The sequence below is a fragment of the Acinetobacter sp. V115_6 genome (assembly GCF_031799025.1).
GTDB classification, from domain to species: Bacteria; Pseudomonadota; Gammaproteobacteria; order Pseudomonadales; family Moraxellaceae; genus Acinetobacter; species Acinetobacter pittii.
Map to the genome: position 1 here is coordinate 1,075,332 of NZ_JAVQNO010000021.1, position 25,822 is coordinate 1,101,153.

Below are 25,822 nucleotides of genomic sequence, written 5' to 3' on the forward strand. Positions count from 1 at the left end.
GATTAACTCAAAAATAGGTTAATTTGTTTATAAAATTTTTTAAGTAAATACTGATTTTTTATGATAATTGAGATAGAAACCCATCCACTTGAGCCATTTTTACCGGAAAATGCCCGTTTATTGATGTTAGGCAGTTTTCCACCGCCACGTAATAAATGGAAGATGGATTTTTACTATCCGAATTTCCAAAATGATATGTGGCGTATTTTCGGTTTGATCTTTTTCCAAGATAAAACACACTTTTTAAGTGAAAGCCAAAAAAATTTTAATGAAGAACGTATTCGAAAATTCTTAATTGAAACTGGTATTGCAATCTTTGATACTGCTTATCAAATTAAGCGGTTGAAGGGGAATGCCGCAGATAAATTTCTTGAAATAGTAACACCAACAGATCTTGCAGTTTTACTTCAGCAGATTCCTCTATGTCAGACCATTATGACCACAGGCGATAAAGCGACTGATACTTTAATTTCAGTTTTACCAGAGCACACCGAAAAACCGCTTATAGGAATGTCTACCTCGACTTACTTTGCTGGACGAAATATTAATTTATATCGTCTACCATCTTCTTCTAGAGCATATCCATTAGCGCTAGAGAAGAAAGCAGAGGCTTATCAAAAATTCTTTAAAGAGATAGGCATTTTATAAGTAAACTTGAAATGCTGTTACATCATCCATTCAACTGGTAAATATGAAACAGCTTTAATCATAGTACGTTGGAAAAGGCTCGTATCTGGGTCTTTTTCATATTCAACAATCTTTCCATCCGACTGATAATCTAACCAAATGATCTTTCCTTCACTATTTAACTTAAGCTGGTAAGCAACTTGAGGTAAGTGCTGATCGAGCATGACTGAAATTTGCGCTTGTAATTGACTCGACTCGATAACAAGACCGACCTCTGTATTTAAGTAAGTCGAACGCGGATCAAAGTTAAAAGAACCAATAAATACTTTACCGTCTACATCAAAAAATTTGGCATGTAAGCTCGATTTATTTTTACCTTTTGCAGGGATCACACTTCCAGTCACCACTTCATACCATGTTCTGCGCCTGCGTTCTAAAAATGGCTTAAACTCAAATAGTTCTACACCACTTTTAAGCATCTCGACTCGATATTGACTATAAAAGGCATGCACAATTGCTACGTCATTTGCAGCAAAAGAGTTGGTTAAAACCCTAACTTTAACACCTTGCACCTTGAGTTGTTTTAAATAGTAAGTGCCTTGTTGAGTAGGAACAAAATAAGCAGAAGCTAATTCAATATGCTGCTTTGGTTCACCCATAATGGCCATAACTTGCCCATAAAGCATTTCTTCTTTAGAAGCTACTCCTAAGATCTTTTTTGGTGAATCAGCAACAAAATATGCTTTTGACCACTGGATTGGATAGTGCTCTAAAAGTTCTTTTAAATAGCTTTGAGCATCATAAAGCTTATCTTCGGTTTGAGTATGATTTTCACTTTCATGAATTAAATCATGGTAGTGCTGCCTTAGTGTTTGCAAATGGTGAACAGCACATGTTCCCACCAACTCAGTAGCATTTTGACTTAAATCACTTTGCCAAAAATCATTAAAGACAGACTGTGCATGTTGTACAGTATGTCCATAAAATAAAATATCTAGATCTGTAAACTGAAACTTACTACTTGCGTCAAAATATTCACTACTAATATTTCGACCGCCTGTTACCGCAATCACGCCATCCGCAATAATTAACTTATTATGCATGCGATGGTTTACTTTTTTGAACCGAAAAATATAGTCTAAAATTCTTAAATATCTAAATTTGTATGGATTGAATAATCGAATTTCAAAATTGGGATGGTGGAGAAGGCTTCTAAGAACTCCATCCAGCTTTACTCCATTTTGATCATCAATAAGTAACCGTACTTTTACACCACGATCTGCCGCCGTTAGTAACTCGTGCAACATTAAGTTTCCAACAAAATCATTTGTCCAAATATAATATTGTAAATCGATTTTTTCTTTTGCATTTCTAATTAGATACATACGAGAAGCGATACTGATAAAGGCATCATCTAATGCCACAAAAGCAGTCAGTCCTTGTTCTGTTTTTTTTGTAGCTTGCTCATCATTCAACCAATTAAAGCTATTCGTCACTATATCATTCTCATCAGGGTCGTATGTACCGTTATACGAAGGTGTATGTGTAAAGCCCCAAGCATTTAATGCCATACTACTATACTGCTGATAGATTTGATTAATCATGTAAGCTTTTAAAGTCGCATCCAAGATAAGCACATCACAGCATTTTTATATTCAATTTATATGTCAAAATTCATATTAAACGTTATAAATACATTCTGCCAAGCCTCAACGCTAGCAATTCTTTATTTTTATAGAGATATATCTATTTAAAAATATAAAGTTAAATTTAACCCTTTTATGCCTAATGCTATATTCAACATTATTTTTTTAAGGATGCTTGAGATGAGTCACGTGGGTTCTTGTCTGTGCCATGAAGTCAAATTTTCAGTTACTAAGAGAATAAATACTGTCTATCATTGCCACTGTAGTCTCTGCCGTAAACAAACCGGAACCGGGGCAAACGCAGCAACATTAGTGAATAAGGATAAATTTGAATGGTTATCAGGTTTAGAATTTGTCCGCACCTATAAAAAAGAAACAGGCTTCACATCTTCATTTTGCAGTCAATGTGGCTCACCAGTACCTAACTTGGTAGGCACTACTGATTTTATGTGGATTCCATTAGGCCTGTTAGACCAAGATATTGTTGTGCTAAAAAAGCTTAATTTTTGTATCGTTTCAAAGTCAAATTGGGTAAACACAGTAGATGCAGATGAATCTTATGATCAACTTCCAACTCTGAATGAACTAAACATATTGTTTGACTAAAGAATTTTTTAAAAATGAGATTTAGTTTGCATTAAATTGAATTTTTTCGGATGGTTATGCTTGCAGGTTTCACAAAAACACACTAATTACAATTGGCAGTACAACAATTACATTAGAAAACATGATATCTATCATACTTCCTTAAAGGGCTGAGTGAGTAGCTTAATAATAAAAGGGAGAAAATAGAGATGCCACAATATTTAATCATCGCTGAGAATGTATATAAAAAGATTGAGGACAAAAATTTATTTTCAGAAAGCTCGGCAGAAAACTTAAATCAATTAGTTGGTGTAATTCGTAATGAAATTAAAGGTACCAAATTTAAACTTAAATACAATTTTATAGATTTTGAGGAATGCCTAACCAAGCCCTTAGAGGAGTGTGCCATTAAGTTAGACATGAGCCTTATGCCTAAATATAAAAATAAAGACGAATATATACTTTGGCTTGCGGGTTTTATTGAAAGAATTACGACAGGAGGTGAGGCAAAGCTTCCTCCGATCTCAAAATTTATTCCTCCAGACTTTAAGTTTAATTATGAGGAACCACCCAAAGTATCATCTTCTACACAAGATGATGGAGAGATGATCATTAATTATTTCAAATCAGATGCCTTTAATAAAATTATAAGCCAAGAAAAATAAGTACATAAAAAATATAGAAGTGATCGTCCACTACACTTCTATATCTCGCTGTAAATTCAGCAACCGCCTACTGGGGCGGTTTTTTAATTTTACCCACCTTATTCATAAAAAATATATTGTTATAACTTTTCACAAAAGTTTGCATAACGCACAGAATCAGTCTCATTGGCCTAAAAACAGATACAACCTTCAATGTTAATTTTAAATTTACTTAATTATCGTTTGGAGATAAGTATGTTCAAGGCTATGTTTTTCTTTGGTGCTGGTGCTGTTTTCGGTTACTGCTGTAAACACAAGGAGGATAAAGCTAAAGAGGAAAACTCATCAAAATAAGCGAACTGCATTCATAAAGAACTTACTAATGAGTTGGTTTTTTATAAGGAGGTGTCTATGCTCCACAACCTTAGACAGCTTTTCTGTATTCATGTCTGGGAATATGACTTTGATATTACTCATGACGAAGTTAAAGAATGCAGAAAATGTGGGAAAATTCATAAAATCAAGAATTTCCCAAAATTGACTTAAGATGTGAATTTTTAATTTTAGTCTTAAGTGAATATTAAAAATTAAATAGGCTCAAAATTTTAAATATTGAGCCTATTTAATATAAAATTTAGTTAATTACCCTTAAATGAGATTAAAGAATACCTACCAATTTAATCAGAATAAAATCCCAAATAAATCACATTTTAAAACAATAAAATAGTTATATTACACATAACTTATCAATTAAAATTAAAAACACAGAAACAATTTAATAAAAATTAAAAAATTATTTTTATAACTTTCAACTTATACTTATATTTTATAAATAATTAATAAGGAAGTAGAAATGCCAAAATACTTACTATTAGCAGAAAAAATTAATAAAAATATTAAAAGTTCTTATTCAAACAACCATTTTAGAAATTTAAATAATCTCATTATAGAAATAAAAAAAGCTATTGTTGGCACTGAACTAAAGTTTTTATATAACTTTGTGAATTTTGAAGGTACTGTGGTTAGCGTAAAAAATGAACTTCCTATTAGGCTAGATATGAGTTTGATTCCAAAGCATAAAAGCGAAGATGACTTTATTTTATGGTTGGCAGATTTCATTGATCGAATCACTATCGATACAAGCAAAAATCTCCCTTAAAAAGAAGCAATTGCAAACTCTCATCTTTAAAAAATTTTTATACCAAACCACAATAGATAAGGTATTTAAGGTTCTTGTCTAGGAACTGAATTCATATCATGTCGAACTCTGCTGATGTTTTCATAAATGACTTTACGCATTCGGTTTACTGCACCTAATGGTTTATGCTCAGGTAGGGCATGCCACGGTGTAAAAGACAGATTCTCACAAAACTTATTTTGCTCGGCTGTGTCAAAGTTCTGCTTGGGAATATGAATAGTTGCGACTTGATAGAAAGGAGCTGCTTTTTCATCCCATTCTGTCATTGAGTCTTCTACCAACATTTGATTTGAAGTTCGTGGTTGAATAAGGAACTCCATACAAGCATCTGTACTTTGCAAAGTATTCTTTAAAGCTTCTCTTAAAAAATCATGATTAGGATTCTTAGGTAGATTGTTTGGCTGCATTGAACAAGCACGTACTGAATATTTAACTGCTTTTCGATCATTACCAAGTCCTAACTGATAGGGAACCATAGACCAATAACGTGCATATAATGGATTTGCAATTTGTGAATTACGTGCTCCAAGAGCATTCATTGTTCCCTTAAAACCTAAAGCAAATGGAATGTGAAGTTTTCTGACCATATTATGGCTATTCACGTCATTCATAAAAGAAAGGTATCGTTTAGCATCATTCGCAAAAAAGACTGGATGATTAATCATAATAAAATCTTGAGTTGTTGCTTGCTTTTCACTTTCTAAAATTTTCTGTCCAGACACACCTAAAATTTTTATTGCTATGCCACGTGCATCTTTTTTAATGTCGGCATTAGAGGCATCATTTGAAGCATTAGAAAATCGAATCCATGCTTGATAACTTCGATCTGGAATAAACATTCCTTTAGCAAACTGGGTAGGTATATTTTTTGAGACATGAAAATCGGCACGAACACAACCATGCGCCTTAGGATGTGCATCACGTAAAGCATTTCCAGCCGTATACTGTTCCCGAATTGACTTTTCAATGACTTGAGCTATGTTTTGAGCGAGCAACTCTTCGTTAGGCTGTAACTTTTCTCCTAATACTGTGTCGATCTCTGAATAAGCGTTACTTTCCGAAGAGATCTTTGTGGTCGACGTAGTGTTGGAATATAAAGTTTCTGTACAACCTGATAATGCAAATACAAGAGGAGTAAATAAAAATAAACTCTTAAAATTTATAGGCTGTATAAAAGTTGCCATTTATTAACTCCTCAGTGTAAAAATATTTTAGGATAATATTAAGATTTCATGTTTAATTTTATTTTGAACTTTATGAAAAATATAAACTGTAAATAATTTAAACGTCATTGTTACTTATCTGAACAATAAAATAGGAATTATTATTTAATATAAAACCTCTTAATACATTAAGAGAATGACGTCATGATAACTAATCGACAAAATGTGCAAAATAATACTAACACATCACCTCATCCAATCACTCAAAATACACTTATTGATCGGTTTAGTCCTATTTATTGGAGAATAGACGGTCCACAAACAATGTCTTTTGCTATTACCAATTATGGAAATGGATTTGAAGCATCTTTTAGATCACGCATGACAACGGATTTGGCAGGAATTACTTGGGATTCTTATGATTCTAAAGATCATAAATTTTTAGCGTATGAAACCAAGTATAGCTATTCAGGTGTGGTATGGGACTTTGATATTGAACTGTCTCCCTCTATGCCTGTTTTAAATAATGGGGCACTAACCCCAACTTTAACTGTTTACTATAACGACAATGGCGTAGATAAAATTGCATATATTGTTCTATTTAATTACGCAAATAATCCATCATCACGAACGGCACATATTCATATTAACTGGGATACAGTAAAAGCAGGCTTCTCTGCTACAGATAGCTTTCCAGTTACTAATATTCAGCGGATTTCATTTTCTGCTTTTACAAGCAGCTATAACGCGCACTCATCATTGCCTCTCAGTCAAGCAGAAGATGGCTATATTCGTATTACCAATTCAGTTGTAACAGGGGCAAATGCCAAGTTAAATCTAAGCCGAGTTGTAGTACCACAGCATAATTATGGCATCTGTACAAGCTATGATGACCACTATGATTTAAATCCTCAGCGCTTAGTTAACAATATGGTGACTTTGGGATATAAAGGTTTGGTCAATCACTATTGTGGAATGTCGCACTATCCTGAAATGACGTGGAAAAGTGATATTAATAAATGGCAAATACCAGATACATTGGTGACAGGCGAGACAGTTGTTAATTCATGTACTCGTAAATGGCATGAAAAATATGCCCAAGCTTTGCATAATGCCAGTATGCAACCTATCTTTGGGGTCAGCTTTGAAATGTATTCCTTGGGAGCCAATGAATATTGGGCTCAGCGTGACTGGAACAGTAATTTAGGTAAAACAGGCTACCAACCACCGAGCTATTTTTTTAGTTTAAGTCATCAGAATGCTTTGGCATATCTACATAAAGTCTTTATTGAGTTTGCAGATGCAATGGTCGTAGGGGGATGCGATGTAAATATGCAGATTGGTGAACCTTGGTGGTGGTATAACACTGACACCAATCTACCTTGTGTGTATGACTACCCAACAAAATTGGCTTTTAATGCAGATACAGGTTTATATGCACCAGATTTGGGTACTATTTATGAGGCAATGAACAAAACAGGAACGCCATATGATGAGTTTAAAACATGGCTTAGAAATAAATTAGGTCAAACCTGTCAAAATATTCGTACCGTGATCAAAGCAAAATATTCCAGTGCCAAAGTTAGTCCTCTTATTTTCTTTCCTTCCATTCAGTCCCCAATTCAGACTTTAGCCACTTATATTAACTATCCAAGCCAACACTACTCATATCCTAATTTTGATTACATGATGACAGAAGCTTATGACTGGCTATTAGAAGCTCGCTTAGACTTGGCACATCAGGCAGTTTCCCAAATACCTATACAAGGTCTAAGCTATCCTGCCAATAAAGTCATTTATTTATCCGGATTCGTTCCCGATGCATCTATTGCTTACATATATGGATTTGATAAAACAAAGCCATATCGAACACCCATTTGGCAACGAATTTTTGGTGATATGAAGAATAATGTTTCTTTAGGGTTAATGAAGCAATTTATCTGGGCATATCCACAAGTTATGTATGATTCAATTACGATTGATACTACTCAAGCCCCAAATGGCTTCTTTGTTGAAAATACGCTTTATGCTCCAATTAGTGATAACACACCATATCCACCAGATATTTACCTATAAGTAAAAACAAGCTGCTTATAAGATAATGATTTGATAAGAAACCTCTTCAAGTAAGAGGTTTTCTTCTTTTTTAAATGTAGGCTTGCTTAGATGTATCTGACTGGCTATGCTGTGATGGATTGTCATGAAAGCCAATTTTAATTTAAGCAAAATTAAGCTCTTGTATTACCGATATATAATCTATTTTGCTCAACTATAAATACCGAATGATTTAAAGGAAACCCAAAGATGAAATCTCGTGCAGCTGTCGCCTTTGCCCCAGGAAAACCTTTAGAAATTGTTGAAGTTGATGTTGCACCACCTCAAGCGGGTGAAGTTTTAATAAAAATTACCCATACAGGGGTATGTCATACTGATGCTTTTACATTATCTGGCGATGACCCAGAAGGTGTTTTTCCTGCCATCTTAGGTCATGAAGGCGCAGGTGTTGTGGTTGAAGTAGGTGAGGGCGTCACAAGCGTTCAACCAGGTGATCACGTAATTCCGCTTTATACAGCCGAATGTAAAGAATGCTTATTCTGTAAATCTGGAAAAACCAACTTATGTGTTGCGGTACGTGCTACTCAAGGTAAAGGTGTAATGCCGGATGGAACCACACGTTTTTCATATAACGGCGAACCGATTTACCATTACATGGGTTGTTCAACCTTTAGTGAATATACGGTAGTTGCAGAAGTCTCTTTGGCTAAAATCAATCCTGAAGCGAATCACGAACAAGTTTGTTTACTTGGATGTGGCGTGACAACTGGTATTGGCGCCGTGCATAACACAGCAAAAGTACAAGAAGGTGATTCAGTTGCTGTATTTGGTCTAGGCGGTATTGGTTTAGCTGTTGTACAAGGTGCACGTCAAGCGAAAGCAGGGCGCATTATTGTCGTAGATACAAACCCAGATAAATTTGAACTTGCTAAACAGTTTGGTGCTACCGATTTCTTAAATCCAAAAGATTATGATCAACCTATTCAGCAAGTGATTGTAGAAATGACAGGCTGGGGCGTAGATCATTCATTTGAATGTATTGGTAACGTCAATGTTATGCGCTCGGCTCTAGAGTGCGCACATCGTGGTTGGGGACAATCCGTTATTATTGGTGTTGCTGGTGCAGGCCAAGAAATCTCGACACGCCCATTCCAGCTAGTGACAGGCCGTAAATGGTTAGGTACTGCGTTTGGTGGGGTAAAAGGTCGTACACAACTTCCAAAAATGGTCGAAGATGCTATGAAAGGTGAGATTCAACTTGAACCTTTTGTGACTCATACTATGCCTCTACAAGACATTAATACCGCTTTTGATTTAATGCATGAAGGTAAATCAATTCGTACTGTCATTCATTTCTAAATAAAAGAAAAAAAGGGCTGTGATTCAGCCCTTTTTTACCACTTATAGGTTTATATCTTGAATAACATTGCCACATATGTCAGTTGTACCTTGAGGGTAGTTAAACTGTAGCGCATTACGGTCAGTAATCAGTTCATTTGACAACTCTTGTCCAAATAATTGTTCAGCATCTATTGATATAGCACTTGAAGCAGAAAAACTTATATTCTCAAGTGGGGCAGGTAAAGTAGATTTATATCCCTGATCAACCCCATTTATAATAAAGCCAACTTGCTTAATGTTCTGATTAATATACACACCTAATCTTTGGTATCCATTTGCATTATTTGTCAGCTTCTGACCTTTATAGTATGGATGGTCGGGGCCGCTATTATCTCTAAGCCGATAAGCTATATTATAGCTTAATTTAGTAGGATTCTGACCAAAATCTGGATCATAAGTGCCCATATCAAACCAATAGTTGGATCTAACTGTATAGCCATTATTTGTTACGCCATTAAAACCAATGGCAGAGGAGTAATAAGCAGAATTACCAAATGATGAGTTTCCAAGAGCTGAGATTGGAAGCTTAAGCTCCATTTCAAATGCAATAATACCTGTGTGAGGTAATATGAAATCTCCAATGTTATGGGGTGAATGAAGACTAGCTTTACTTTTAGCTATATACTCTACAATACCATATTCATTTTCTGATATAGGCTGATCCACTTTAAGGCTAAATTTTTGGCCAATTATCAATGGGAATTTTTTCATAGACCAATAATCAGAGTGTTCTTTATTCCAAAGATCATAATCTTCTTGAGTTGCATCAAAATTGTATTGGCAGACTGGGGCAGAAGAGTTAAGGGAGGTAGTTTGAGCCAAGAGGGTTTGAGACGCTAATTTTTCATTCTTTGCAGTTGATGAAAAGTTTTTAGAGCCGCCTTTTTTGCCTGAATCATTATGTGTTACTGTATTGGTATTATCAGGATATATATCATATATAGCCCAACATAATGTAATTGCACTAAGAGTAACTATACCTATTTTTTTCATAAATATTCCTATCAAATTAAGTATTAACTTTTTATAAAGTAAAATTTATTATTAATATTTAAAATTATTATGTTTATAAACTATTGAATATGATTAATCATATTCAATAGTTACAGTGGCCATTGCACGAACTTTACCAGGCGTAACATTTGCTGCAGTTTGATAGTATCGAGCTGTTAAAGGAACATCATATTGAATGGTTTGATTTGATTGTACGGTTCCCAATTCTAGTTTATTACCTACGCCAATAACCTGATTCTTATTTTGATAATTCCATACAAGTTGAACTCCAACACCATTTGCTTTAGTTGCATTTGGTTCAAGATTTTTTAAAACTTGAGTATTAGTGCCGTCTTGTTGATAATCAAAACTCAAGCTAATAAGGTTTTTTTCTTCATAACCCGTTGGGTTTATACCGCCATTACACAGAATATTTAGTTCGAAGGATTGGTCTCCTTGAGTTGAACCAACACCTTTAAACCCTGCCTTTGTAACCGTTGGCAGTTGTACCTGTTTATTAATAGCACCACGCCATTCACAAGAAGACGAAGCGATAGTAATTGCGTTGCCATATACGGTACTGGTTAAGAATGGACGATCACTTCGGTTTCCAGCATAATAACTACTATAAACACCAGGAACTAAAGTTCCAGCTCCAGTACTTTCAGCTGTTTTCACAATTTCTACAACGAAATAGCCTTCTGCAAGATAAAAGCGACTGCTTGGGACACGACGAGTATAAGGATAGTAACCAGAGAAATTTCCAGCATTAAATGCTTCACGATAGAGACGAATACCAATTCCTGGGATATTTGTTGAATAGATGCTATCCCCAAGTGAACTAATTGGGTAATTTTGTAATAACTGTGCCGTCAACATATCGGAAAGACTACAGGTATAGTAGGTATAAGAATCTGGTCTGATCTCAAAAAGTGATTTAACTAAAACTTTACCCACAGGGTCGCTTGGTCGAACTACAACTCGTCCAACCCTCATAGGAACATCAATTGTTTTGAAGCCCGAACTAGTTGAACACGCAGCTTGAGTCGCCGTATTAATACAAAAACCTACTGCGACTAATGCACTGTTTAAGAGTAATTTTTTCATTTGCAGACAGCCTCAGTCATTACCATGCTTTGTTGCTTATTTTGCAACTGATTACTAATGTTGTACTCAACCGAACAACGTTCATTGCTTTCATCGCCCCATTTTACATAGAGACTATCTTGAGCAAGTGGGGTACGTAAGTAAATCATACTACCTTGTGCAACAATACCTACAGCTTCATCTTTTTGATTAAAGACTTGAGCGCCAAACGGTAAACTGTTGCCATCAGCAGTTTTACTATTAATGTAGACTGCATAACCTGTCTTAGTCGCAAAATCTACTTTAGCAATTGCGCCAGCAAAAGGTGCGATACGTTGACTAGTTTCTTCAAGCTCTACTTGGCTCGACATTTCTTGTGGGTCAAGCGTAATATCGTTTAGGCGATAAGGTGTTACATACGGGATAACCGCATAACCAGCCTTATTAACGCTTAAACCAACAGTATTATTAACTTTTGCTCCAGCTGCATCAGGTGCATGTACAAGTACCATTGTTTGGCCTTGCTCAGGTCCAAATAAAATACCATCTGAATGTGCAACTACACTACCACTTAAGCTAACCATTGCTTGTTGGTAAGAATCAGCAATACTATAAGAGCCGCCAACAGTTGCATAGTTAGTACGATAACGACCATTAGCATTAAACGTTGGGTTTGCATAGTCTTGATGTGAAACAGAGGCACCATAACTAAAGCGATCGCCAACCATCCCACTTGCACCAACAGTACGGCTGTCTTCAGAAGCAGTAACGTTGACGTTGACTGAATTCTTCTTAAAGTTAATCGGGAATGAAAGCGTCATTAAATATTCAGTATCATGCGTCGCATCATTTGAACCGTACTCAACCTTACGGTTAATCGCAGATAAACCATAAGTTAAACCATGGTAGTTATTGCTATAACCAATTTGGTACTGTTTAGTACTTTCGCTACGGTTCCAATAGTCAACCCACGAACCCACGACATAGAAGTTACCCCAACCTTCAGGAAGTCCTTGGTTTAAAGTAATTTGGAATTCACTACGCTGGTGGCCCGAAGCCGCATAAGTGTTTACACCTTTTTCTTCTAAATCGCGAATAAGTAGAGCATCACGTAATTTATAGAAATTTTCTGTCGAGTAACGATATGCAGCAAGGGTTAAGTTTGTGTTAGTCGGAGAAATTAACTTACTATAGCTTAAACGGAAACTTTGCCCAGATTGTGATGACTGTTTTTCAAAGTCGGCTTCAGAGTGGGTCACATCTAACGCAACAGCACCAATTGGTGTAGCAAAAGCAGCACCTAACAATACAGCAGCATAATTTTCTGTAGCTTGTATGCCTGTATAACCTGTTAGGTAGTTGTTAATACCTTGTTGGTATTTACCCTGAACTACCCAAGGATTAAGGTCAATATCTTGATCTCGGAACTGACCTACAGTTAAAGAATAACGGTTTACACCTGGACGCAACATTTGTACAACTGAAGCATATGGAACCGAAAATTTTTGTACTTGGCCATTTGCTTCAATAATAGAAACTTCAATTTCCCCACCAAAACCAGTAGGGTAAAGGTCATTAATCTCAAAATTACCTGGTGCAACAGTTGTTTGATAGATAAGTTGGCCTTGTTGACGAACTTCAACTTTTGCATTGGTTTTTGCGTTACCACGAATACGCGGGGCGTAACCTAACATACTATTTGGTAGCATTCGGTCATCACTTGAGAAATCGATACCACGATAACCAATAGAGTCAAATACTTCGCCGTTTGTAAAACTATCACCTAGCGTTAAAACACCACGGTATTTAGGGAGGGCTCTTTGTAAGTATGTACTTGTTTCTTGATAATCTGATTTAGATTGATTTTCAGCAGGTGTATCTTGCCATTGCCACTGGCCATTATGACGTAATTGCCAGCCAGCAATATTTAAACCAGCTGTAACACCCATAAATGCGTTTGTGGTTTCGCTTTGATCATTCGACTGATTAAATGTTTTATAGGCACTACCACTATAAGATAGAAAACCAGCATTAATACCGCGATCCCATACGCTTGGGTCGACATAGCCTTGCGCATTTTTTTGCAAAGCAACTTGCGGAATAGAAATATCTACACGTAAACGAGAGGTATCAAATTCATAGAATGCATTTTCAACCCACTCTTCAATTTTATAACAACTATTATTTTCTTTTTGAAGGGTAGTGTGTTTAGACAAAACGTCTTGTTTAACGCCGTACTCAAGCAGGTTCATCCCTGTAAAACAGGTTACCGCATTTTTATTAGGGTCTAATGCTTTAAAGACCATACGACGTTTACCAAACCATTGACCATTTACATATACGTCAACGTTATATTCGCCTGGTAAAACAGGGTTTCCATATTTAAAACGAGAAATATCAACTTTCTGAGCATCCCCAATTAAAAAAGCAGAATCAAATTCAGCCTCTACTGGAGCACTCGTAGTTGTTTCTTCAGCATGCACGAATACAGGCATTGTCATTGTGACAACACCAGAAGCCAAGTAGTAACAAATATGGCGTTTTAATAATTTATAAGATTCTTGCCTTTTTTTTGGCATAGCTAAGTCCGCCTACACATATAGGTGCTTAAATTTATTAAAAAGATAAATCTGATTACTGAAGTTTTATCGGGTGCTCAACGCGACCACCGTAGTCATTGACGTTAATAAAACTCATATCTTGAAGGTTGCCATTCTTAAGCTGAACTGACGCTTCAGAGAAAGGCTTAATCATTAGCCCCTGAGGTAATAAATCAACCTTTTTATCACCTGCCTTTTGGTAAACAGAAGTCATTGTGATATGAAAAGGGGTAGGATTTTTTACCGTTAAATTTTGACCAGATTTAATCCATTGAAGCTTATCTGATGCTAAATTCGCATCTTCTTTAATCGATGAAGGACGATAGAAGAATTTAATACGTGAACGAATTGCAAGTTGTAAGAAATTATCAGGCGTCGTATCTTCACTTTTTGAAGTAGGTCTTGGTGGAATATCTAAGATATTCAACCACAGAACTGTTTCTTGCTTCTGATTTAACTGAGAAGCATTTGGTAAAGCTGTAATACGAAGAGTCTGACTTTTCGTTGCTTCAACACGAGAAATAGGAGGAGCAATCATAAAAGGAACTTTTGATTGGTCCGGTGTACTTTTTGGGTCACCTTCGTCAATCCAAGCTTGGACAAGTGCTGGCTTTGAACCGTTATTGCTAACTTGTAGCGTAACTTCTCTAGCATCTGACGGGTAAATTACACGAGTGCCATGAATTACAATTTCTGCTTGAGTAGCAGGTGCAATAACTGCTGAAGCAAATGCTAAACCTAACAAAAAATTATAACTGTTCAATTTCATTTTCGAGTTCTCAACCAAGAAAGATTCAGGAAAGTGTTACACAAAACAGGGTTTCCATGCGGACATAGAAACCCCGCTATCAATTAATTATTGATAGATAATTGTGTATTGAACAGAAGTAGTTACTTTACCAGCAGTAGAAGCGCCAGTTGCATAGTATTCAGCATAGTAGTTAAGGTCAGCAGTACCAGTTGCACTTACATCAACCCATTGAGAATTAGCTTGAGCACCATTTGTACCCGCAGCAAGTACAGGTATGAAATTATTATTACTACCTAAAAGTTGAACATTAACGTTTTTAGCGCCAGTAGCATCTGTGTTAATTAAACGACCAGTATTGAAGTCAACAGTTGCACCTGGCTCAAAGTAAGTAGCTACTTTACCTTCAGAACATTTATCTAATTTAATTTGGAAAGGAGTACGACCAGCAACATTCCCAGCAGCAGCTAAAGTTTGTTTAGAAACAGTTGGAAGAGTAACTGTGAAATCTTTACCAGCTGGAGTAGCGATGTTACAAGTTTTGTCTGTAACTAAACCATTAATTGTAATTGTACCATCAGCAGCTTGAGCATTAGCAATCCCTACAACCGAAAGAGCAGCGATCAAAGCAAGTTTTTTCATAGTGTTTTCTCAAAAGTCTGGATAAAAGTTTATTTCCTTACTTTTCCAGTGTTTGACATCTTGAAAAGTAATGGGGCGATCTTAACACTTATTAAACAAAATGCAAACTAGATCACATTATTTTTTCATAATTTTAATTAAATCACATTTATTATTTGAGATGTAGAGTCGCCATCAATAGCCTATACCATTGTTTATGAAAATTTTTTTGTTTTATAAAAAAGAAAAGCAATGAAAAGAAGCAAGTTACATAAGAACACAATGTAAATAAAAAAGAATTAAACAAATTATGTGAAAAATAAGCTTCTATTCTTAGAATACAATTATATAGAATAAATTATGCATATGTATACAGAAAAAATATATAAATAGTCATTTTTTATGAAAAAAAAGTGACTCATCAATCAATTCATCAAAACATGCGATGAATTCGACAAATCACTCTTTCATCAAACTTACTGCAGAAATAAGTTGGGATATTAATGGTAATTAATAAGCACGACTTTGTGATTAGAACTTATGCTCTCAATGCTTGTGTCCATTTTCTCAGTATGTTGAGCTAATTTAAAAAGACTATCTTTATTTAAATATTCACTATCAAGTTTAATATTTAAATTATTTACCTCAACACATTCTATCTCGCTATGTTCTCTTGAACATGTATCTTCAACAATATTTCCTCTTATCATTATTGTGTTACTTGCATAACAAAATAGTGGGGAAGAGGAAAGCACCATCAAAACAAGAAGTTTAAATATATTATTTTTCATTTTATATACCTATTTATAAAATAGTTTATATATATTTGATACCTTATTTTTAATTTAAAAACAATCATTAAGCTTTAAATAATAAAAAATCATTAATTTATACGTGATATAAATCACATTAAATACTTTAAATAATGTAATAGTTATAATTTCTAAAAATTTATTAATAATAAAACCACCAAAACAATATTAAGTTATTGTTATTTATAAAAATTTATAAAATAATGATTAATAAAAAAACAGACTGCAAATTAAAACAGCATGATATACATTAAAATATTTAATAAAAATATAATTCATTTTTTAATTTATAATTTATATTTCAAAATTATTACTGAGAAATAAAATATAGATTTCAATAAAAATGTGACTAAATATACATTATTCAACCAATCTGTAATTAAATTTGCTTTATATTGCGGATTTGAGCATATCAGAGTTAATAAATTAGAATTTAGCATAGACTTTAAAGATTTTAGAAAAATGGTCTAGCGAAATATAGTTTTAATTTCTAGGAGCTCTAGGTAGAGAAAAAGCTCAATAAAAATCAAACAAGCGATTATTAGCCAAACCTAATCATAATTTCTATTTAATTAGATTTTATGAATCCTATTTATTATGCATCGCTAGTAACTTCAGAAGATGCTAGTGCTGAATTTAATTAGAATAAAAATTCATTCCACATAGCTAAAAGTACCGCAATAGCTAGAAAGTAATAAGCACTACAAACAAATGAAAGATCGTATGTTTAACTCAACTTGTTCCTTTTTGGTCTTATAAAATTCAATAACTTAAGTAATAAGGTAACAAGTTGAGTTAATTTTTTTTTTAACTGAACTTGTTAGCTTAATGAGCAGTAATATAAGGATATTTTTTAATGAAGCCTATTTAGAATTGATTTCAGTCCATAGTATTAGTGAGATGAGATAACTGATGTTTTTTTATATATAAACATTGAATCCTTAGCTTTCTGATACTTATATCTAGAAGATAGTGTTCTGGCATCCTAAAAAAATCATTGAATTAAAAAGTGGTCATAACAAATATATAGAAAGTTATATTTGTCTAAAATAATTGTTGATAAAACAACACTAGCCTTGAAAAATGATGAAATATAAACATTTCCAATCCCACTATATTTGCATAAACATTTGAAAATAAATAATAAATTAAATTGGCATAAAAGCTGCTCAATGTAAGTGATGAAAGTGGAATTATCCTAAGGAATCCGTATGTCACTTGTAGTAGATAAAAAAGAAAATTCTAAAGAATTTGTAAAAAACATCCTGTCTGAAATTTGGGTCACTCGATGTCCAGTACCCACAGCAACAGGTATTTCATTAAAACGCGGTACTTTAGTTAAAAAGTTTGAAAAACACGGCATTGATGTTGCTGTCTTGCAAGATGCGCGTAAAGGTTTATCGGTCCATCATTTTGATCATCAATTGCCAGCTCTGTTCCGAGAGGGTGGAAATGTACCTGCGTTAGCCGCACGCTCTGAAGGCGCGCCAAGCCGACTCATTGGATTGACTTGGATTGATGAGTGGCAAGTCATTATTGTGCGACCTGATTCAGATATTAGCCAGCCAGAGCATTTAAAAAATGCGAAAGTAGCTTTACCAGAATATGCTGACAAACGTGCTGGCAGTATTTTTAGAGCCATGTCATTGCAAGGTATTCGTGGTGCTTTACAACTTGCCAATCTCACTTTTCGTGATGTGAATTTTATTGAAGTACCTGAACGTGCTGGATCTAAAGAGAATCGTGATGCGAGTACGTATTGGTCAGGTCTTGATGCATTAATTACAGGTGAAGTTGATGCCGTGTATGTAAAAGGAGCTTCTGCTGTTGAAGCTGCAACTAAACGTGGCCTAAAAGTTGGGATTGATTTAGATAAATTTGAAGATGTGACTTCTCGTGTTAATAACGGTACACCTCGTCCCATTACAGTCCATGAAGATCTATTAGAAGATAATTTTGATGTGGTCGTCGATTTTCTTGAAGAGTTGTTTGATACCGCAGATTGGGCACAAGATCATTTAGATGAGGTCTTGGTCATTTTAGAAGATGAAACGATTGCAGGAGCAGAAAGTGTTGCAACAGCCTATCGAAATAATTTTCATAAGTCTTTACATCCGTCATTAAGTGAAGACCGTTTAGAGCTATTAAAACAACAAAAAGATTTTCTTTGGTTGCATGGCTTCTTAGAGCGCGATGTCGATATTGAAACATGGGTTGATCATCGTCCTTTACTCGAAGTTTTAAAACGCCGTCAAAATAAAAATTTTTAAAGAGGATTTGAACATGACAACACTTATTCAAACGCCATTATCTCGTGAACTCAATGACTTTATCGAATTGAACCGTGAAAAAGCTGAATTTGCTTTTGAAGTATTCCGTGAAACAAGAACAATTACTGCAAATGGAACAGTTAATTTTGTTGAACGTGGACCTGAAAATACCTTAGTCACTTTTAACTATGCAGGACCGTGGTCTAAAGATAAAAAAAGCAAAGTATTGGTGGAGACAATTGATGGTGAAGTTTTATTGGGAAGAAAAAGTGCAGGTGGGCGCTATAACAAGCTTTTTAAAGAGCATGCAGATGTCACCACAATATCTCATGTACACGCGCCGAATTTAGGCGCATGGGCTCAAACCCATCGTACTTTACCGATCCGCTATGTGCCTGTTCAGCGCTTCCATTTATTTAAAGAGTTGCCGATTTACATTGATCGCCGTCAAGCTGAAGTGGATTTTATTTTAGATCAACTCAAAGTTGATATTGAACATCGGGCCATTTTGGAAGCCAATGGTGGAGCAACTGTATGGGGACGCCAAGGACTACAGGAAACTGCTGAATTTATTTTATTGCTTGAAGAAGGTGCTCAAATTCAGCTGCTGGCTGAATTAGTCGGTGGCAGCCGAGAATACGGGCAAGGGGTTTTACATCAGCAATGGAAAATGAGCGGATTGACTGAAAAAGCAAAATCGCTGGGTTTACTTCCCCTGAATTAGATAAAGATTAAAAAATAAAGATCGAGAATACTATGGCTGTAAAACTTTTATGGTATCTCACTTCTCCAGATGGACCATATCCTTGGTTGGAATCTGGGCGGTGGGATACCGATTATGAACACTTGCAACAGATTGCGATTACCGCAGATAGACTTGGTTTTTACGGTTCACTCATGGGTACAAGTGAGTATGAAACACTTGCTGTTGCTGCAAGTTTAATTCCATTTACTGAACGTTTAAAGTTTCTGGTTGCCCAACATCCTGGAGAAGTCCAACCAGCAGTTTTGGCAAAATATGCGCAAACTTTTGATGCATTTTCTAAAGGGCGTTTGTTATTTAATGTCGTCAATGGAAATGATAAGGGTTTGGCAGCTTTAGGCATTCACTATACTCATGATGAGCGTTATGACTTTAGTAAAGAATACTGGAATGCATTTCAACAAAACTACTTAGGTGATACCTCGGGATTTGAGGGCGAGTTTATTCAAATTGCTCCACGCTTAGAGGGTGGATCTCCAATGTCCAAATGGCGTGGTCCAACTCAAAAGCAGGGTGTTCCTTTGTGGGGAGCAGGAACTTCTGCCAAAGGCGTTCAGCATTCTGTTGAATTATTAGATGTGTATTTAAGTTTTGCGAATACACCACCATTACTTGGAAAAAAGTTTAGCAAGGTTGCGGCTGAGGCAGCAAAAATTGGCCGAACTTTAGAATTTGGGACTCGATTACAAATTATTGTTCGGGAAACAGAAGAAGAGGCTTGGCAATATGCTCAGTCGTTACTTGACAAGATTGATGTAAATTATGCAATCGAAGCTGTTAAACGACAGCTTCCTCCAAATGAAAGTTTTGAGAGTTATCAAAGCAACAACCCATCTATTCAAAAGAACTTAGAACAATTACGTCGAGGTGATTTGCCTCAAGCTAAAGATTTTGAAATTTATCCTAATGTTTGGACTGGCCCATCTTTATTTGGTTTCGATATTTTAAACCCAGCCGCAGGAACTGCCTTAGTTGGTAGTGCTGAAAATATTGCCAAACGGATTAAAGAATACGAAAGCTATGGTGTATCAACCTTTATCTTGTCTGGTTTCCCTTTAATTGGAGAAGCCTATCGGGTAGCAGATTTATTGTTTCCATTATTAGAGCTAGATCATGGTTTTGAGTTACCTAAGCTAAATAAAAATTCATCCATTGATTCCCTCTTGAATCAAGAAGTCGTGGTTTAAGGGAGAAGGCATGAATAAAATTACACGTAGAGAACTCATTAAACAGACGGGATTAGGTGTTGGCGCTTTTGCTGCAATTAGCCTTATAGGATGTTCTAAAACAGATTCTTCATCTTATGATAATACTCATGCGAGTACAGCTGGAAATCATACGCCCAAAAAAGGTGGTGTGATCAAAATTGGGGTGATCAATGGCAATCAATCAGGTAATTTAGATGCACATAAACCCATCGGTATGTCCAGTGCATTCAGAGGCTGGCCTTTATATGCCAAGTTATGGGAATGGGGACGTGATATCCAGCCTAAATTGGCGTTGGCTGAATTTGCGGAACCGAATGAAGATGGAAGCAAATGGACTATTCGTCTCAAAAAAGGACTTGAGTTTCATCACGGTAAAACTATTACTGCTGATGATGTGGTTTTTTCTTTACGTCGCCTGACAGACCCTAAACTAGCTTCTCCCTTTGCAGCTTATCTTTATTCATTGCAGCGTGATGAGATCAAAAAGCGTGATGCATACACGGTTGAGATTCCATTTGCTCAAGGAAAGGGATTGGTTGCTTTACCAGAAGCATGGATGAGCTGGGGTGGCATTGTTCCTACAGATTATGACCCAGTTAAAAATGTAGTCGGAGCTGGCCCCTTTAAGCTGGAAAGTTTTACACCCGGTCAGCGTTCACGCTTTGTCCGTTTTGAAAATTACTGGAAAGAAAATCAACCTTATGCTGATGCAATAGAAATTATTGACTTTAAAGATCAGACAGGACGTCTTGCTGCTTTGCAATCAGGCCAAATTGATATTGCCTCTGGAGTAAGTGCTGAGCATCTTTCTTTAATTCAAGCCAATAAACGACTGAATCTCGTTTCATCTGAAACAGATGCTTGGCAATCCTTTGATATGAATACCAGCAAGGCGCCTTTTAATGACACTCGGATACGACAGGCATTTCGCCTGATTGCTAATCGGGATGATTTAGTCAAACGTGCATTGGCAGGACAAGGCCGAATTGCCAACGATCTGTATTCATTCAGTGATCCAGTTTATAACCATGATATTGCGCAGCGTCAGCAGGATTTGGCAAAAGCGAAAACATTATTAAAACAAGCGGGTTTTGATAACAACTTAAAGGTTGATTTGTATACAGGGCCTGACAGCAATGCCGCATTGGTCTTTGCTCAACATGCAGCTCAGGCCGGTGTGATTGTTAATGTCAAACAAGTTGAAGCAGCAACATTTGCAGATGCAGTCAAACAGGATTGGGCATTCAGTACAGGTTCTAATGTTTCTCGACCCTTCTTATTAACTGTCTTACAAATTGATGGGCCAGGCGCAGCCAACAATAAAACTCGTTTTAATAATGAGCGTTTTACTGAACTGGTACATGCGGCATTACAACAACCAGATTTGGAAAAACGTAAGGTGTTGGTGCATGAAGCCCAGAAAATTCAACATGAGCAAGGTGGGTTATTGATTTGGGGGTTTAATAATGTTTTGGATGCCCATTCTAGCCAAATTGGTGGTGTAACGCCTGATCGCACTGGTTTCGCTGCGTGGCGTACAGATGAATTCTGGCGTAGAGGGTAACTGATATGACAATTCAATCCAGCAAAATAGAAGCATCCATTCAACAACCAGCAATTGTCAGATCATTTGAACTTCCTGCATGGTTGCCTTGGTTTTTGATACGTTTAGTGTCAGGGGTATTGGTTGTTTTTGTTATTAGTCTCATTGTGTTTATTGCCACACAGGCACTTCCATCCGATCCAGCGCGTGTTATTTTAGGTGCAGAGGCACCTGAAGCGACGGTACAAATACTTCGTGAACAATTGGGATTAAATGATCCGATATTGCTTCAATACTGGCATTGGTTGAGTCAACTGTTACAAGGTAATTTTGGACGCTCGATTGATTCCAATGTGCCTGTTTTAGAAATTATTCAGAATTATTTTGGTAATACAGTTGCACTCACGAACCTCGTGATTGTTGTTACTGTACCGATTTCAGTCGTGTTAGGTGTGTGGCTCTCGCTTCATCGCGATAGCAAACTCGATCGTATTATTGTCTCTAGCTCTATTGTGTTTAAAGCGGTGCCGGGGTTTGTTATTGCGATTTGGTTAATGATGTTTTTTTCAACATCGGTTTTACATATATTACCAGCGGCCTCGTTACTGATTCCTAATGAGTCTCCTTATAGCCAACTAGAGTTTTTAATTTTACCAATTTTAACTTTAGCTTTATCACTCATTCCATATCTGATGCGTTTAGTACGTGGTTCAATGATTGATGCGCTAGAGTCGGAATATGTGACCTCTGCACGACTGCGTGGTATTCCTGAGCGCCGGATTATTTGGAAACATGTTTTACCAAATGCATTGGTTCCTGTGGTGCAGGGTACAGCATTGACCATACGAGTTTTGCTGAGTGGTGCTCTCATTATTGAGGTGGTTTTCAGTTACCCCGGTATTGGTAATGCACTTAATGCAGCAATCGAAATGAGGGATATCCCGACCATTCAAGCAATCGTTTTATTGCTCACCATTTGTGTGGTCGTTGTTAATTTAATTGCAGATTTAATCACGACTTTACTCACACCAAAAATACGAACTGCAAAAAGACATAAAGCACGTTCACCAGGGCGACGTCAGGCATTACGTTTATGGAAGTCTGGCCGACCAATTACGGTAAAACCTGTCGATCGTCGCAATGCGTTAAAGAATATTCAGCAAGGAGGTGGGAAATGAGCTCACTTCATTGGTACCAAAGAAACTTTTTTCAAACATTAATCCGTGAAAGACAAGTACGTTTTGGATTTGTAGTCACAGCCCTAGTTTTGATTTTCGCATTGGTTGGACCGTTATTTGTTGCATTTGAACCTACGGCATTGGTCGGCATGACTTATGGACCACCCGAAGGAAAATCATTTTTAGGTTATGACTATATTGGTCATGATGTTTGGTCACGTGTTCTTGCTGGCGGTGCTTCAATTATCTGGATGACGCTAGCTGCCAGTTTGGTCGCATTAGTTATTGGTTCTAGTTTAGGCATATTAGCTGCTTTTGCCCGAAATAAGATTGATCAGTTCGTAACTTGGCTGACTGATGTTTTTATGGCCTTTCCTGATCTTATTTTGGTCTTACTTATCGTTTCGATGTTAGGTCGACAGCCTTGGCTCATCGTTTTAACGGTTTCAATTGCTTTTATTCCAGGAGTCGTGCGTCTTGCACGAAGCGTTGCACTTAATTTAGTGGAACAGGAATATATCGAAGCTGCCCGAATTCTTGGTTATTCAAAAACTTATATTTTATTCCGTGAAATTTTACCCAATATGTTGACGCCATTACTCATTCATCTTGGTGTGATGCTGACATGGGCAGTGGGTATGTTATCTGGTTTGGCTTTTCTAGGTTATGGCGTGGCACCTCCAGCAGCAGATTGGGGGCTCATGATTAATGAAAATCGCGCTGGTTTATTAGTTCAACCATGGGCCGTGTTTGCTCCTGTCATCTTAATTGCCTTGTTTGCGCTCGGAACGAATGTATTGGCTGAGGGCGTTGGACGTGCAGCAGCTCGGATTGAGGAAAAATAAATATGGCAAATACATTTAAAAATACAGTATTGACCATAACAGACTTAACCGTGGCATTGGTAAACACCGGCAATCACATCGTTTCTAATATTTCATTTAGCTTGCGAGAAGGTGAAGTTTTAGGTCTGGTCGGAGAGAGTGGTTCTGGTAAAACGACATTATCGAGTGCCTTATTGGGCTATGCACGACATGGCGCCAAGATTATTCAAGGAACTATTGAACTGGATGATGAAGATATTCTCAGTTTAGATGATCATGCTTTACGTCAGGTTCGTGGCTATAAAATTAGTCATATCGCTCAAGATCCTGGAACGGCACTCAACCCAGCATTAAGTATTGGTCAACATTTATTTGAATTATTAGAAGTCCATCAGGCCCAGTTATCAAGCGCTGAAAAATACCAGAAAGTAGCCAAAATTTTAGATGAAGTGGGGTTACCGCATGATGAGCTATTTCTCAAGCGTTATCCTCATCAACTTTCAGGTGGACAGCAACAACGAATTTTATTGGCCTTGGCATTCTTATTACAGCCACGTTTGATTGTTTTAGATGAGCCAACCACCGCCTTAGATGTGACGACACAGACATTGGTGTTGAACATCATTCGTAAATTATGCCGTGAATATAATGTTGCTGCTATTTATGTATCGCATGACTTAACGGTTGTAAAAGATATTGCAGATCGGGTGATTGTTTTATATTCAGGGCGAATTGCTGAAGATGCGGTATTAACCCAACTATTTGAAACCCCTAAACACCCTTATACGCAAGGTTTACTTAACGCCATTCCCGATGTGGCCATTCGTAAATATTTATCTCCAATTGAAGGACACGCACCCTCACCAAATGAGCGTCCAGCCGGATGTGCTTTTGCAGTACGTTGTACTTTCGCCACAGACATATGCCGTCAAAAACAACCTGAATTAACTCAATTAAAAGATGAGTTTGACCCGCATTTTGTTGCTTGTCACCATTCGGATCATGTTGGCGTGATTAATTTTAAAGAGCTTGATCATCAGGTTATTGAACGAGAAACTGATCGAGAAGCACTGCTGAAAGTTGAACATATTAATGCGTGGTATGGGCAGCAACAGGCTCTTTTTGATATCTCATTTCAACTCAAAAAAGGTGAATGTTTAGCATTGGTTGGTGAATCTGGCTCAGGTAAGACAACTTTATCACGTGTGATTGCTGGCCTGAATGAAAATGCAGATGGACAAATTACATTAGCAGATGAAGTCTTGTCATTGCGTGGACAACAGCGTCATTTACGGCAACGACATAAACTGCAATATATCTTTCAAAATCCTTATAAAGCCTTGAATCCAGCGCATACGATTGGACAGACCTTAATTAAAGTTGTGCAGCATTTCTTTGGAGCATCTCGACAAGAAGCCATAGAAAAAGTCACACAGGTACTTAAACAAGTCTCTCTACCTATACAAGTTCAGGAACTCTATCCAAGAGATTTATCGGGTGGGGAGCGACAACGAGTGGCGATCGCGCGAGCTTTATTGTGCCAACCTGATGTTTTGATTTGTGATGAGATTACCTCTGCTTTGGATGTTTCAGTTCAGGCATCTATTTTAAAACTGTTACAAGACCTTCAGCAGCAAGGTGTGACCTTACTATTTGTGACTCATAACCTAGGGGTTGTTCGTGCAATCGCAGATCGAGTCGCCGTATTAAAAAATGGACATATTGTTGAATACGGTGAAACAGATCAAGTGCTTAGTCATCCTCAACATATATATACCAAAACTTTGCTTACCCATGCGCCAAGCTTGTTTAAAAACAACGTATTAGAAGTTGGCGTATAAAAAAGAACAGATTTTT

The 25,822-nt window shown here is 36.5% G+C and carries 21 protein-coding genes; 13 read left to right on the forward strand and 8 right to left on the reverse strand.

Annotated features, from left to right (window positions below):
- Window positions 1-60: 60 nt before the first annotated feature.
- Window positions 61-648, forward strand: a complete 588-nt coding sequence (locus RMA94_RS13555) for a uracil-DNA glycosylase family protein (protein WP_014206731.1) — start codon at window positions 61-63, stop codon at window positions 646-648.
- A gap of 17 nt (window positions 649-665) precedes the next feature.
- Here RMA94_RS13555 and RMA94_RS13560 read toward each other — a convergent pair whose 3' ends face one another.
- Window positions 666-2,255, reverse strand: coding sequence for a phospholipase D family protein (locus tag RMA94_RS13560; RefSeq protein ID WP_080759656.1), 1,590 nt, complete (start codon window positions 2,253-2,255; stop codon window positions 666-668).
- A 189-nt stretch (window positions 2,256-2,444) separates the two neighbouring features.
- Between RMA94_RS13560 and RMA94_RS13565 the strand changes: the two genes are divergently transcribed.
- The 3 genes from RMA94_RS13565 to RMA94_RS13575 all read left to right on the forward strand — a co-directional run bounded on the left by RMA94_RS13565 (window position 2,445) and on the right by RMA94_RS13575 (window position 4,661).
- A complete protein-coding gene (locus RMA94_RS13565; RefSeq protein WP_227063838.1) occupies window positions 2,445-2,879 on the forward strand; it encodes a GFA family protein in 435 nt (144 codons plus the stop codon).
- 188 nt (window positions 2,880-3,067) lie between these two features.
- Entirely contained in the window at window positions 3,068-3,523 is a 456-nt protein-coding gene (locus tag RMA94_RS13570; RefSeq protein WP_002113876.1) for a hypothetical protein, read from the forward strand.
- An 832-nt stretch (window positions 3,524-4,355) separates the two neighbouring features.
- A complete protein-coding gene (locus RMA94_RS13575) occupies window positions 4,356-4,661 on the forward strand; it encodes a hypothetical protein (RefSeq protein WP_311083391.1) in 306 nt (101 codons plus the stop codon).
- A 65-nt stretch (window positions 4,662-4,726) separates the two neighbouring features.
- Here the strand turns inward: RMA94_RS13575 and RMA94_RS13580 are convergent, their stop codons facing one another.
- Window positions 4,727-5,884 carry a catalase family protein gene (locus RMA94_RS13580; protein WP_311083393.1) on the reverse strand — a complete coding sequence of 386 codons (1,158 nt, stop codon included), beginning with the start codon at window positions 5,882-5,884 and terminating at the stop codon, window positions 4,727-4,729.
- A 183-nt stretch (window positions 5,885-6,067) separates the two neighbouring features.
- Between RMA94_RS13580 and RMA94_RS13585 the strand changes: the two genes are divergently transcribed.
- Together RMA94_RS13585 and RMA94_RS13590 are read left to right on the forward strand one after the other, a co-directional pair.
- Complete coding sequence (locus RMA94_RS13585; RefSeq protein WP_311083395.1) at window positions 6,068-7,939, forward strand: phage capsid protein; 1,872 nt, start codon at window positions 6,068-6,070, stop codon at window positions 7,937-7,939.
- Between the two features lie 228 nt (window positions 7,940-8,167).
- Window positions 8,168-9,277, forward strand: a complete 1,110-nt coding sequence (locus RMA94_RS13590; RefSeq protein WP_014206736.1) for an S-(hydroxymethyl)glutathione dehydrogenase/class III alcohol dehydrogenase — start codon at window positions 8,168-8,170, stop codon at window positions 9,275-9,277.
- Window positions 9,278-9,319: 42 nt separating this feature from the next.
- Here the strand turns inward: RMA94_RS13590 and RMA94_RS13595 are convergent, their stop codons facing one another.
- The 6 genes from RMA94_RS13595 to RMA94_RS13620 all read right to left on the reverse strand — a co-directional run bounded on the left by RMA94_RS13595 (window position 9,320) and on the right by RMA94_RS13620 (window position 16,158).
- Window positions 9,320-10,312 carry a DUF4882 family protein gene (locus RMA94_RS13595; protein WP_311083396.1) on the reverse strand — a complete coding sequence of 331 codons (993 nt, stop codon included), beginning with the start codon at window positions 10,310-10,312 and terminating at the stop codon, window positions 9,320-9,322.
- 93 nt (window positions 10,313-10,405) lie between these two features.
- Entirely contained in the window at window positions 10,406-11,419 is a 1,014-nt protein-coding gene (locus RMA94_RS13600; protein ID WP_039761636.1) for a fimbrial protein, read from the reverse strand.
- On the reverse strand, window positions 11,416-13,977 hold the full coding sequence (locus tag RMA94_RS13605) for a fimbria/pilus outer membrane usher protein (protein WP_311083399.1): 2,562 nt from the start codon (window positions 13,975-13,977) through the stop codon (window positions 11,416-11,418). The genes RMA94_RS13600 and RMA94_RS13605 overlap by 4 nt, the downstream gene beginning before the upstream one ends.
- Before the next feature lie 55 nt (window positions 13,978-14,032).
- On the reverse strand, window positions 14,033-14,767 hold the full coding sequence (locus RMA94_RS13610) for a molecular chaperone (RefSeq protein ID WP_017398844.1): 735 nt from the start codon (window positions 14,765-14,767) through the stop codon (window positions 14,033-14,035).
- 87 nt (window positions 14,768-14,854) lie between these two features.
- Entirely contained in the window at window positions 14,855-15,388 is a 534-nt protein-coding gene (locus RMA94_RS13615; RefSeq protein WP_000731824.1) for a fimbrial protein, read from the reverse strand.
- Between the two features lie 479 nt (window positions 15,389-15,867).
- On the reverse strand, window positions 15,868-16,158 hold the full coding sequence (locus tag RMA94_RS13620; RefSeq protein WP_005069200.1) for a hypothetical protein: 291 nt from the start codon (window positions 16,156-16,158) through the stop codon (window positions 15,868-15,870).
- Between the two features lie 1,232 nt (window positions 16,159-17,390).
- Between RMA94_RS13620 and RMA94_RS13625 the strand changes: the two genes are divergently transcribed.
- Genes RMA94_RS13625 through RMA94_RS13655 form a run of 7 tightly spaced genes read left to right on the forward strand, consistent with a single transcriptional unit; the run spans window position 17,391 to window position 25,806 of the window.
- The gene (locus RMA94_RS13625; protein ID WP_206260876.1) at window positions 17,391-18,449 is read left to right on the forward strand and encodes an ABC transporter substrate-binding protein; all 1,059 of its coding nucleotides are present in this window, start codon (window positions 17,391-17,393) and stop codon (window positions 18,447-18,449) included.
- Window positions 18,450-18,462: 13 nt separating this feature from the next.
- Window positions 18,463-19,173: a class II aldolase/adducin family protein gene (locus RMA94_RS13630; RefSeq protein WP_000209266.1), complete on the forward strand. Its 711-nt coding sequence runs from the start codon at window positions 18,463-18,465 to the stop codon at window positions 19,171-19,173.
- Window positions 19,174-19,205: 32 nt separating this feature from the next.
- Window positions 19,206-20,399 (forward strand): LLM class flavin-dependent oxidoreductase, encoded by a 1,194-nt coding sequence (locus RMA94_RS13635; protein ID WP_032061420.1) that lies wholly within the window; start codon window positions 19,206-19,208, stop codon window positions 20,397-20,399.
- Between the two features lie 10 nt (window positions 20,400-20,409).
- The gene (locus RMA94_RS13640) at window positions 20,410-21,984 is read left to right on the forward strand and encodes an ABC transporter substrate-binding protein (protein WP_311083403.1); all 1,575 of its coding nucleotides are present in this window, start codon (window positions 20,410-20,412) and stop codon (window positions 21,982-21,984) included.
- A gap of 5 nt (window positions 21,985-21,989) precedes the next feature.
- Window positions 21,990-23,141: an ABC transporter permease gene (locus RMA94_RS13645; RefSeq protein ID WP_311083405.1), complete on the forward strand. Its 1,152-nt coding sequence runs from the start codon at window positions 21,990-21,992 to the stop codon at window positions 23,139-23,141.
- A complete protein-coding gene (locus RMA94_RS13650; RefSeq protein WP_000096369.1) occupies window positions 23,138-23,986 on the forward strand; it encodes an ABC transporter permease in 849 nt (282 codons plus the stop codon). Before RMA94_RS13645 ends, RMA94_RS13650 begins: the two co-directional genes overlap by 4 nt.
- 2 nt (window positions 23,987-23,988) lie before the next feature.
- Complete coding sequence (locus RMA94_RS13655) at window positions 23,989-25,806, forward strand: ABC transporter ATP-binding protein (RefSeq protein ID WP_311083407.1); 1,818 nt, start codon at window positions 23,989-23,991, stop codon at window positions 25,804-25,806.
- Window positions 25,807-25,822: the final 16 nt, after the last annotated feature.